The organism is Leeuwenhoekiella blandensis MED217, from assembly GCF_000152985.1.
In the GTDB taxonomy this organism is placed as follows: Bacteria; Bacteroidota; Bacteroidia; order Flavobacteriales; family Flavobacteriaceae; genus Leeuwenhoekiella; species Leeuwenhoekiella blandensis.
Genome location: NZ_CH672395.1, coordinates 894,394 through 906,466 on the forward strand (window position 1 = coordinate 894,394; position 12,073 = coordinate 906,466).

The 12,073-nt window shown below is 38.9% G+C and carries 9 protein-coding genes; 4 read left to right on the forward strand and 5 right to left on the reverse strand.

Annotation, left to right across the window (positions count from 1 at the left end; genetic code table 11):
* Positions 1–25 precede the first annotated feature (25 nt).
* Genes MED217_RS03845 through MED217_RS18450 form a run of 3 tightly spaced genes read left to right on the forward strand, consistent with a single transcriptional unit; the run spans position 26 to position 2,839 of the window.
* The gene (locus tag MED217_RS03845) at positions 26–562 is read left to right on the forward strand and encodes a hypothetical protein (protein WP_009779165.1); all 537 of its coding nucleotides are present in this window, start codon (positions 26–28) and stop codon (positions 560–562) included.
* Positions 552–1,949 carry a DUF5723 family protein gene (locus tag MED217_RS03850; RefSeq protein WP_009779166.1) on the forward strand — a complete coding sequence of 466 codons (1,398 nt, stop codon included), beginning with the start codon at positions 552–554 and terminating at the stop codon, positions 1,947–1,949. The genes MED217_RS03845 and MED217_RS03850 overlap by 11 nt, the downstream gene beginning before the upstream one ends.
* Positions 1,949–2,839, forward strand: coding sequence for a hypothetical protein (locus tag MED217_RS18450; protein WP_009779167.1), 891 nt, complete (start codon positions 1,949–1,951; stop codon positions 2,837–2,839). The genes MED217_RS03850 and MED217_RS18450 overlap by 1 nt, the downstream gene beginning before the upstream one ends.
* Positions 2,840–3,065: 226 nt before the next feature.
* On the opposite strand, the gene MED217_RS03860 is transcribed toward MED217_RS18450, so the two are convergent.
* Complete coding sequence (locus MED217_RS03860) at positions 3,066–4,343, reverse strand: replication-associated recombination protein A (RefSeq protein WP_009779168.1); 1,278 nt, start codon at positions 4,341–4,343, stop codon at positions 3,066–3,068.
* Positions 4,344–4,433: 90 nt separating this feature from the next.
* Here MED217_RS03860 and MED217_RS03865 point away from each other — a divergent pair, with 90 nt between their 5' ends.
* Positions 4,434–5,138, forward strand: a complete 705-nt coding sequence (locus MED217_RS03865) for a rhomboid family intramembrane serine protease (protein WP_009779169.1) — start codon at positions 4,434–4,436, stop codon at positions 5,136–5,138.
* Here MED217_RS03865 and rlmB read toward each other — a convergent pair.
* From rlmB to MED217_RS03885, 4 genes are all read right to left on the reverse strand, one after another.
* On the reverse strand, positions 5,131–5,868 hold the full coding sequence (gene rlmB / locus MED217_RS03870) for a 23S rRNA (guanosine(2251)-2'-O)-methyltransferase RlmB (protein ID WP_009779170.1): 738 nt from the start codon (positions 5,866–5,868) through the stop codon (positions 5,131–5,133). The two genes, MED217_RS03865 and rlmB, sit on opposite strands and share 8 nt — an antisense overlap.
* An 89-nt stretch (positions 5,869–5,957) precedes the next feature.
* Positions 5,958–7,547 carry a SusD/RagB family nutrient-binding outer membrane lipoprotein gene (locus tag MED217_RS03875; protein WP_009779171.1) on the reverse strand — a complete coding sequence of 530 codons (1,590 nt, stop codon included), beginning with the start codon at positions 7,545–7,547 and terminating at the stop codon, positions 5,958–5,960.
* 7 nt (positions 7,548–7,554) lie between these two features.
* Positions 7,555–10,755: a SusC/RagA family TonB-linked outer membrane protein gene (locus MED217_RS03880; protein ID WP_009779172.1), complete on the reverse strand. Its 3,201-nt coding sequence runs from the start codon at positions 10,753–10,755 to the stop codon at positions 7,555–7,557.
* Between the two features lie 440 nt (positions 10,756–11,195).
* The coding region (locus MED217_RS03885) for a hypothetical protein (protein ID WP_009779173.1) at positions 11,196–12,073 on the reverse strand (878 nt) is incomplete at its 5' end.

The following is a 12,073-nucleotide window of genomic DNA, read 5'->3' on the forward strand; positions in this document are numbered from 1 at the left end:
CGTTTGGACATCAAATCCCCTAATCATGAAAATTGAAAAGTTACTTTTCTTTTTACTTGTATTGCTGGCCACTGGTTGTACAGAAGAAATAGATTTTAATCAGGTTAAAGAAGTATCCTTAACTACTACTCAGGATATTGATCTCGTACATTTTTTACTTACTCAAGACAATTTTGTAGATGATGGTGGGCAGACCCAACAAAACGGGCTTGTAGAAGCGGTAAAACTTGATTTTTTAGACGATCCCTTTTTTCAAAACCGTCTGGTTAGGATCGTTTTTGATTTCAGAATGACCAATACTTTTCCCCAATCACTCACAGCCGTAATAAAATTTAATGATGAAGATGGAGTTACCCGTGAATCTATCACGCTCGAAGCTGCAGGGAGTACCAATGGCGAAGCTATAGTTTCTGAATACGACGTAGTAAAAGAAGGGACAGCGATCAGCAATATTACCACCGCCGATACTGTGCTTGTTGAGTATTACATCAATACCAATAGTGCTCCGGTTGTAGGTAGCCTGAAATTTGAATCAAAAGCAGCATACACCGTTGAATTGTAGAAAATTTCTATATCTGTTGGTTTTATTGACTTCAGCCGGGGTTGCTGCACAATATCAGCAGCTATATGATACTGATTACTTGCCCCAAAGTCTATTGCTTAATCCCGGGAATAAAGTAGATTTTGATAAACATCTTGGTATTCCTTTATTGAGTGGAGTTGGGGTGCAAGCAGCAACAAGGAATGTTTCGGTCTATGATATTTTTCAGGTAAATGAGCGGGACGAGATCAATGAGAGAATACGGGCTAAAGTTGATCAATTGAGCAATAGAGATTATGCTGTGCTTCATCAAAGTCTAGAAATTTTAAGTGCCGGTTTTAGAACTAGGAAAGGAAATTATATTTCCTTTGGTTGGTATGAAGAGTTGGATGCTATCACCTATTTCCCGAAAGATGTGGCTACATTGGCCTATGAAGGCAATCAGCAGCATTTGGGATATGCTTTTAAAGCTTCAGATATTAAAGCACGCGCCGAGATGGTTTCGGTCTTTCATATAGGAATGAATAAAAAAGTAAATGAGCATTTCAGCATAGGAGGGCGTTTTAAGCTTTATAGCGGTATGTTTAGTGCAGAGAGTACTCATAACTCCGGGACTTTTACAACATACTTGACTCCTGACGGAAATAATTACTATGAGCATCGATTAGAGAATATTAACGGCGGACTTAAGATCGCTGGGATAGGAAGTTTTGAAGAGGTTTCTGAGTCTCAAATTTTGCAGAATTCCATTTTCGGTGGAAATTATGGTGTAGGTATCGATCTTGGATTTTCATATGATTTTAATGAACGCTGGTCTGTAAGCGGAAGTTTACTTGATCTGGGTTTTATTAACTACCGAAGCAGAACGTATGAATATTATGGTAATGGAGATTTTGACTTTGATGGGATTGAATTTATATTTCCCTCGGTTGTTGATGAGAATACCGTAATACGACCTTATTGGACTGATCTAGAAGAGGAGTTTGATGAAAACATGAACTTTGGCGAGCGAGCTGATGTAAGCTACACATTACTGCGTCCTGTAAAGTTAATGGGCGGTTTGACTTATTCTTTTGGAGAACACTTAAAGTGCAATTGTTTGGATCCAGAGGAAAATCGCTATCGCTTTAAAACGGGCTTACAAGCCATGGCAATAAAGCGTCCGGGAAGTATTCAGGCCGGGCTTACTGCATTTTTAGATGCGCCCGTAACTTCATTTTTAAATACAAAGCTCACTTATGGTATAGATTCTTTTACATATACTAATGTTGGCTTTCTCATTTCTGCCAAAATCCGTAGTTTTAATGTGTATTTGGCGGCAGATAATTTACTTTCATATTCAAATATTGCCGATTCAAATACGGCCAGTTTTCAAATTTGCTTTCAATTAATATCAAACACTAAATAATGAATACTAAACACTATATCATAGTAGCTTTTTTTGCTTTGTTCTCAATAGTTTCTGTTTCTGCGCAGGAGCTGGCAGATTATAAATACATCGTTATTCCGCAAAAATTTGAATTTCAAGATGAGCCCGGTCAATATGATCTTAATGCGCTTACCCGCTTTTTATTTATAAAATATGGTTTTAATGCGTATATGGAAAATGAAGCCTTGCCTGCAGATTTAAATGCTTCTGGGTGTAATACGCTTTATGCTCGAGCTGATATTAGCGGATTTTTAAGCACTAAAGCGCTTATTACTTTAGTAAACTGTAGAGGGAAAGAAGTCTTTGTGCTTCCTGAAGGAAAAAGTAAGATCAAAGAATTTAAAGCAGGGCATCAGGATGCTTTTAGAGATGCGTTTGAGGAGCTGGAAGAAGAATATGGCTACACGTACTCTGATGAGATAGTAGAGCGTGCTGAACTTATTGAAGAGGTTGAAACAGAAGAGGAGGAACCCAAAACTTTGGTAGAAGCTGTGGCAAATAAATCTACTCCAAAAGAGGAGGTTGTCGTTTCGGCGATACCTAAAAATAGCAATGTGGTTATAAAGGAAGAAGTAAGTACCAAGATCGATTCTGAGACTGAAGCCAAAAAGGCAGAAGCAAAATCAAAAGTAACATCTATTCTTACGAGTGCTGATGGCAGCTTTAGTATGCGTCCTACTTCAAATGGATTTGACGTATATGAAGGGCAAACCAAAATAGGTACTGCTACAAAAACTTCAGCAGGATCTTATCTGGTAAACACCAATCAATTTACAGGTGTTGGCTATTTTGACGGTACTGAGTTTACGGTAGAGCGCGAAATTAAAGGTGTTAGTGGTTTGGTGAAGATGATTTTTACGCAAAAATAGAAAACTCGAATACGCTTAAGTTAAGCTCGTTTTAAGTGGTGTTGCCCAAATTGAAAACACCATTTAAAGCGAGTTTTTTTATTGGCGCCGCCAAAGGGTTTAATACGCCGAGTCTTGCCTCGAAATTAGAAATTCGTTTCCAGCCAATGTCTCATGGGCTTGCCCTGAGGCGGTTTACCTAGCATCGTTAGGAATTTAATACCTTGAGATAGTTTACTTAGAGCGGCTAGTAATCATATTTATCTCCCCATCTATTTTTTAGAAATTTTCTAATTCCATCTTCACGAGCATTAGCGCCGGGATCATAAAGCTTTTGATTGGTGATTTGTTCCGGTAAAAATTCTTGAGCTATAAAATTGCCTGCACCATCGTGCGAGTATTTATATTCGTCGCCGTAGCCCAATTCTTTCATAAGTTTTGTAGGTGCATTGCGCAATGCAATGGGAATAGGTAAATCTCCTGTTTGCTTAACCAGTTGTTGTGCTCTGTTGATCGCCATGTACGATGCGTTGCTTTTGGGAGAAGTGGCAAGATAAGTAACGCACTGACTCAGGATGATTCGAGCTTCAGGATAACCTATTGTAGTGACGGCAGTGAATGCATTTGTAGCCATAATTAGAGCGGTAGGATTGGCATTGCCAATATCTTCAGAAGCAAGAATGATAAGTCTTCTGGCGATAAACTTCAAATCTTCACCACCTTCTAACATACGAGCGAGATAGTAAACCGCCGCATTAGGATCACTGCCTCGTATTGATTTTATAAATGCCGAAATGATATCGTAGTGCTGCTCACCGGTTTTGTCATACATCACCGTATTTTGCTGCACTTTTTGTTGCACCATTGCATTGGTGATCACCACTTTTTCTGAAGTTTCTGTGGTGACCAGAAGCTCAAAAATATTAAGCAGTTTGCGTGCATCACCCCCGCTAATGCGCAACAGCGCTTCGGTCTCTTGAAGTTCTATTTCTTTTTTAGACAAAATGCTGTCCTGCGTCATAGCCCGCTTCAAAAGCGCTCTGAGATCGTCTGCAGAAAATGGATTGAGCACATAAACTTGACAGCGTGACAGCAATGCAGGAATCACTTCAAAACTAGGATTTTCTGTAGTTGCACCTATCAAAGTAACCCAGCCTTTTTCTACTGCAGCGAGAAGCGAGTCTTGCTGCGATTTACTAAAACGGTGAATCTCATCTATAAACAATAACGGATTTTTCTGTGTAAACAGACCTCCCGCATTTTTTGCTTTATCAATGACTTCACGTACGTCTTTTACTCCACTATTTATCGCACTTAAAACATAAAATGGACGTTTGGATTCTTCAGCAATTATAGAAGCTAACGTGGTTTTACCAACGCCCGGAGGTCCCCATAAAATAAGTGAAGGGATGACTCCAGATTTTATAGATGAGGTTAAAGATCCTTTGTCCCCTACAAGGTGTTCTTGGCTCAAATAGTCGTCTAATGTTTTAGGACGTAAACGTTCAGCTAGCGGTGTATTCATAACTTCAAAATTATTTATTTGTACGGGATAAACTGCCAGTATTTCTTACTTTATGATTTTGGCCAAACAATTGCTAGATTAGAACATATAATGAACGCTCAAAAACAAAATTCAGCTTTTCAATTTTCAATAGGTGTGGTTTTATACCCGTTGATCGTTGTATTGTCTTTATGGCTGGTATTTTGGTTTGAGTTGAGGTTTGGATATAATTTTACTCCTTTCGGCGTCAAACCTCGTGAAATTTCTGGCTTGACGGGAATCATTTTTTCGCCATTTATACATTCCACCTTAAGTCATTTGTGGCACAACAGTGTACCTACATTGGTCCTTATTGCAGGATTGTTTTATTTCTACAAACCGGTGGCGTGGCAAGTGCTTTTATGGATCGTTTTGGGTTCTGGCTTAGGGACGTGGCTTATAGGAAGAGACGCGTATCACATAGGAGCCAGCGGCGTGGTATATGGTCTTGCTTCCTTTTTGTTTTTTAAAGGAATTTGGTCTAAGCACTATCGGTTGACTGCTTTTTCATTAATTGTGGTTTTTCTCTACGGAAGTTTAATTTGGGGAACGATGCCAATACGTGATGGAATGAGTTGGGAAGGCCACTTATCCGGATTTTTAACAGGTTTGATTCTAGCTTTTGTATTCAAGACTAAAATTGCAAAACCTGTAAAATATGTTTGGGAAACCGAAGCTTATAATCCGGAGGATGACCCTTTTTTACAGCAATTTGATGAAGATGGAAATTTTATAGATCCGCCTTCAGAAGAAGAGGAAGAAGACCAACTTATTTGATGCGTTGTCGTACGACTTCATAAAGAAAAGCCCCACAAGCCACCGAAACATTAAGCGAACTAATAGTTCCTGCCATAGGCAGTTTTGCCTTATGATCTACAAGTTTCAAAACTCCCGGTGTAACACCTTTTCCTTCACTACCCATTACAAGCGCGGTAGGTGTCGTATAGTCTAGATCATAAATAGAATCTTCGGTTTTTTCTGTAGCAGCGACAACTTGTACACCAGAACCCTGTAAGTAGAACAAAGCATCTTTGATGTGATCAACCTTACAAATTGGGATGTTAAAAATCGCTCCTGCTGAAGTTTTAACCGTATCATCGGTAACGGGAGCTCCACCAGATTTTGGGATGATGATAGCATCTACACCTGTACAAACCGCGGTACGGATAATAGCACCAAAATTACGCACATCAGTCAATTGATCTAATAGCAGAAAAAGTCCGGGTTTTGAAGCTGCCAAAACTGCTTCGGCGGTAGCTTCAAATTCGGCGAATTGAATAGGGGAGATGGTCGCAATTGCTCCTTGATGATTTTGATCAGAAAGTTTGTAAAGCTTTTCCTGCGGAACATAAGAAACCGAAATTCCCTGCTCACGAATCAACTTCTCTAATTCCTTAGAAAGTGGATTGCTTAAGCCTTTTTGAAGATAAATTTTACCAATTTCTTTGCCGGCTTGAATCGCTTCGATAATAGCGCGGGTTCCGTAGATGTTTGTGGTTTTTGACATACGGCAAAGATAAGTTGGTTAATTGGGATGCAGAAATAAAAAAGCCACCTAAAAAGGTGGCTTTCCTAAATCAAATAATAACTGGAGCGTTAGTCAACATCCCAAAATAATTGACTAAGTATGGTATCTCCATTTTCTAAACCTGAAGCAGCTGCTGCACGATTTTCACCGTTAAGCGTTTGCAAGATTTGTGGGTATCTTAAACGGAAAGGTAAATCAGTCACTCCGTTTACACCAGATTCAAAAGTGTATGATTCAATTCTATTATCAGGTGATTGCGCATCAATTTGATTTTGAGGCAAGGTTACTGTGTCACCAGGTAATAATAAAACATTAGGATATCCTGTTCTTCTGTACATTGCGTATGCCGTATTTGGCTGCATATATAAGGCAACATACTTTTGATTAAGTACATTCTCTTCAGAAGCAGCAGGTAAAGCGCTTACAAATGCAGTGATATCAGCATCAGCTACGCCCCATTTTTCCATAGATGCACGTACACCTTCCTCGTAATTTGCTTGGTCAAAACCATTTTCTTCAGAAAGGATGAAAGCAACTTCAGCATATTCCATAAGTACTTCGCCATAATCTGGTCTCAATACTTTACTACTCATAAAAGAGTATGAAGAGAATGGAAGTGCGTTCATGTTTCTAAATGCATATGGAGCACCTACATAATCTGCAGGATCATTGCTTGGTGTATAAGTCCCATCTTGTACCTCTTGAATTCCTGCTGAAATTGGCGCTGCCATTTCAAATAATCTAGGATCAAGGCCAAAGTTTCCACTTTCTCCTTTAAGAAGGTCAATAAATGGAGCAGTTACAGCAAAGTCAGTTCTACCAATAAAGGCTCTCCACCAAGGAGATGCGTTTAGGTCAGTAGTTTCATAGCTTTGTACTGCGTTGTCATCGTTAGAAGTCATTACTCCAGACTGAACCGCTGCGTTGATTGCATTAGAGGCAGTTGTTGGGTCAACTTCGCGAAGGTTGTTTGCTACTCTTAAGATCAATGAGTTTGCAAACTTTTTCCATTTTGCAGCATCACCGTTAAAAATGTTATCACCACTGGTGAATACAGGACTGTTAACATTGATCATATCTGCAGACTGACGTAGTTCGCTAAGAATATCAGCATAGATTTCCTCTTGAGGAGCAAATACTGGATTCAAATCTTCATCAACATCAAGTGCCTGAAAATTCTCATTATTAGAACCGTAAGAATAGTAAGGTACATCACCAAAGAAATTGGTCAACTCATAAAACATGTAAGATAACATAATACGAGAAGCAGCAACTTGGTTGTCGTTATCTCCAGAAGCAGCAGCGTCATCCATTGTCGCTTCATCGGTGTTAAGATCAATGATAGACTTTAGATCTGATGCAACTAAGTATGTGTTTTGATAAATACTTTGAGCAGAAGACTCACGATATAAATAGCGATCTTCGTCAGCATAAGCTGTTTGCCCCCAGTATTCTACCCAGTTTTGCGTTAAACGTCCTGAATTAAAAGCGTTACGATTAAAATCGATAAAGCTTTTAGTAGCAGATGCAAAAATGTTTGCAGTAGGAACGACTTCAGGGTCGTTAGGGTTTATATTAACTTCTTCTAAGCCCTCATCACAAGAACTAAATCCTGCGGAAATGACGAGCATTAATAAGATTATAAATTTATTTTTCATCTTTTTCTTAAAATTTTAATTGAACGTTAAGTCCGTAAGAACGTGTTGACGGTAAAGAACCACCTTCAGAACCTTGAATGTTACCACTACCGGTAGTAGCGATTTCTGGATCGAAGTTGTCATTGTCAAGACCCCAAACGAGTAGGTTTCTACCAAATGCAGTTACACGTACTTCGCTAAATGCATTACCTATCCAATTTTTAGGAAGGTTGTAGCCAAGGGTTATTTCACGTAATTTCCAGTAAGAAGCGTCGAATACGTTTTGAGCGTCATTACCAAAGTAGTAGTCAGTACCGTACTGTTGTGCTGAGATTACCTGAGTATTTTCAGCAGTGTTTGATACAGTATAAGAACCATCGTCATTATACGTTACATCACCAGTTACACCAGGAAGCACTAAACCTTCTTCACGAATGTTATTCGCAGCAGTTTGCTCTAAAATACCAGAGTAGTTACCCCAGATATTGGTTAAAGAACGGTATACACCACCTTTTTGTCTGTCGATTAACACACCTAAGCTAATGCCCTTGTAAGTGAATGTGTTTCTAATACCCATGTTGTAATCTGGTAGAATAGAACCTAGGTTTTCAACATCTTGAGTTTCTGCGTAGCTTCCGTTAGCATTTACAACACGGTTTCCTGCATCATCATATACATAGTTTGTACCACGTATTTGACCATAACGTTCTCCTACAACCGCATTCAAAGAAACACCGTTAAAAGGGAAACTTGCTATCTGAAGCGTTTCAAGACCTTGAGCAAGACTTAATAAAGTGTTCTCGTTTTTAGCAAAGTTCCAAGTTACATCCCAAGAAAAATCATCGGTCATAATTGGAGTAGCGTTAACAAGAATCTCAATACCTTTATTTTCTAACTCACCAGCATTAAGTACAGTGCTAGAGAAACCGGTAGCAGGATCAACTTGAACTGGAGTAATCAAGTCTTTAGTTAACTCATTGTAATAAGTTACATCAAAACCTAAACGTCTGTTGAAGAAAGAAGCTTCAACACCAAATTCATAAGTTCTTTTTTCTTCAGGAAGTAAATTAGGGTTTCTGTTACTGTTGTTTAGTGAGAAAGGAACAGATCCTAAAAATGGGTTACTTCCGATGAAAACATTACTAAGTTGGTATGGTGTTGTGTCACTACCAACTTCTGCATAACCTGCTCTAAGTTTTAAGAAAGATAACCAGTCTGCATTAATGAATTGAGAAGCGATAAAACTACCACTAACAGAAGGGTAGAAGTATGAATTGTTCTCTGCAGGAAGGGTAGATGACCAGTCATTACGACCTGTAACTGTTAAGTAAGCGAAGTTATCATAGCCCAAAGAAACTGAACCAAATAAACTGTTTATTTGACGTTGTGTATCACTTTCACTTACAGTAGGATTATCTACAGAGTTACTAAGATTGTAGAATCCAGGAACAACAAGACCACCATTGGTGTTCGAACCTAAGAAATGGTATTCATTTACCCTTCTGTTACCACCTACAAATGCATTGATGCTTAATTTGTCATCAAATACAGTTTTGTCGAAGTGTAATCTACCTTCGTAGTTGATCTCTTGAAAATCACGATCGCTCTCTGAGTAAGATGCTTGTGCTTGAGAACCTACGGCAGTTCTTTGATTAATTCTGAAATCATAAGTATCACCATAAACTTTTGCTACCGCATAGAAATCATCGGTAAAGTTGTAAGTGGCACCTACTGTACCATACCAACGTGTTCTTTTATCCTCTGCAGTATTTTCATTCAATACCCAGTATGGGTTATCGGTATAACGAGGAGTAGGGTCATCATAAGCAACTCTGTTCCATGTTCTTTGAGTACCATCGGCAGTACGATAATTTTTCAATCTTTCATAATCAAGTGAAGTCTGTCCAAATTGATATAATTGAAGGATAACACTTTCTCCTGTGTAACCTGAAGCAGGTCTGTTAAAACCATCAGTTACTGTAAAGTTTACCGAAGCATCAACTTTTAATTTATCACCAATTTTTGTTGAACCATTGAAGTTGATACTCGTTTTATTCAATTTTGTGTTAGGTAAAATCCCCTCAGTCTGCGTGTTGTTTATAGACATACGCATGTTAGAATCCTCACCTGCTTGTGAAAAGGCTACACCATTGTTATAAGAATAACCTGTTTTGAATAGGGTACTACCATCATTTGCAGGAGCGACCCAAGGTCTTGTTTGTAAATAGCCTGGTGTCCCTGGTTCTAAAGCGTCCCAATGTAATACCGGCTGACCTTCATAGCGTGGTCCCCAAGATTCATCAGTAGCATAGTCAACTAGGTTGTAGGTAGAACCATTGATTGTCGCTTGGTTAAAACCTCCTTGATCTCCAATCGTGTAGTTACCACCACCACCTCCGTAGAGTTTTTGCGTTTGTGGTAAAATGTTTACTTCTTCAAAAGTGATTCCTGTATTTACAGTTACCTCACCTTTACCTTTTTTACCTGACTTCGTGGTAATCTGAATTACACCATTAGATGCACGAGAACCGTAAAGCGCTGCTGCAGCACCACCTTTAAGTACGTTCATACTTTCTATATCATCAGGGTTGATGTCAAAACCAGTATCACCAAAATCACGGCCACCGCCACCATTTTGAGCAGAGGTACTGTTGTAGTTACTGTTATCTAATGGAATACCATCAACAACAATAAGCGGTCTGTTTTCCTGAGTAATAGAACCAATACCACGTATTAAAATTCTAGAAGAACCACCTAAATTACCACTCGCATTAGAAATTTGAACACCCGCTACCTTACCAGATAAGGCGTTAAGCGCGTTGCTGTTTCTTGTTTGAGTTAGCTCCTCATTACTCACTTCTTGAGTCGCATAACCAAGTGATTTTTTCTCTCTTGAAATACCCAAGGCGGTAACAACGACTTCGTCAAGTGCTTCACCCGCAGTAAGACTTACATTAATTGTGCTTGATGCACCAACTACTTGTTCAGAATCGCCAAATCCTACATAAGAAAAAACAAGTGTTTGACCTTCTGAAGCTGAAATTGCATAATTACCGTCAAAGTCTGTTTGTGTACCGGTGGTGGTACCTTGGATGACGATGTTTACGCCGGGTAGCGGAACACCGCTTCCATCAGTAACCGTACCGGTTACTTCTTTGGTTTGTGCAAACGAAAATTGCACTGCTAACGCCAAGAAAAGCGTTAGCAATCCAGTAAATTTAATTTTCATGTTATTGTTTATTTGAATTAGCCAGTGGCGAATTTGTATAAATAATAATCAATAACCAATTTATTCATCATAAGATTTAAAGGAGCTCTTGTTTAATTCTTATCCTAAACGGTGTATATATGAGAATATGTCAATGTTCTGCTCGTTAATTTGTATAATTTTAATGTATTTGCAAAAAATATGTTAACGCAAAGTATAAAGCACTGAAAGGTAGATGTTTGTCTGTGTTAATATTTTGCCATGTAGTTTAAAATTTTTGGTGTTTATATCGTTTGAGAAGATGTTATATGTTTGGGGATAATAAGGGTGTTGAAATCCATTAATATACAAGTGTTAAAATTTGCTTTAAGAAATCGATCACATAAAAAAAAGCCTGCAAGTAAACTTGCAGGCTTCTTCGATTATTGGCTAATAATCTCTACGTGGTATCTTGATTTAGCTTATTGAGCACAAACAGTAATTGGTAATAAACCGGAGGCTTGCTCACCAAAATCTCCTGAATCGTAAACTAAAGAGCCATCTGGAGCATAAACCTCAAAACGAATTTCTCCGTAATTATCTCCAGGGAAGTTCCACTCAGCGCTTACTGTTCCTTCAGGAATAGTTACAGTTGCAACTCCTTCATAGCCATCATTTGGAGTACAGCCTCCTTGGCTTTCATCTAGGAAAGCACCGTCATTACATCCTCCATATGGAGAGCAAAGACCTACTTCTAGAGTCGTGGAATCAAGTACAATTGTAATTCCTGACCCTCCATTGCCACAGTCTGTTTGCCAACCATCACCGTAAGAATCAAACATTCTTACTGTGTAGTCACCTGGCTCTGGTGAACAGGTTAATAACGCATTGTATTGGAATGGAGCTTGGAAAAATACACCGGTTAATACGCCAGAGCTACTTTCTGGTCCTAATGATCTTCCGTCAGTTAAGTTTAATACTAACTCAAAGATAAAAACGTCACCAGCGGTATACTCATTTTCTGTAATTCCCATAGCAGAAACTGCCTCACCAAAAGTTGCAGTTAATGTAGCTCTTGGTAAACCAACAGGTCCATCAGAGAATTCTGAAGCAGAAACCGTTTTTACAAGGCTTCTGTTTGGATCAGAAGTTCCATTATCACTTGTTAAATCTCTAAGGGAAACGTAGATATCTACGCTTTCCATTAGGTCTCCATCAAGCTCATCTTGCTCTTCTACAGTTACAGCAAATGTAGAGGAGGGGTCACTTGAGTTTAAGGAGGCGTTTATCACCTCAATAGTTCTTAATGCAGCACCCTTCTCATAATCTAAGACGGTGTAGATTGCATTATCCGGGTCGT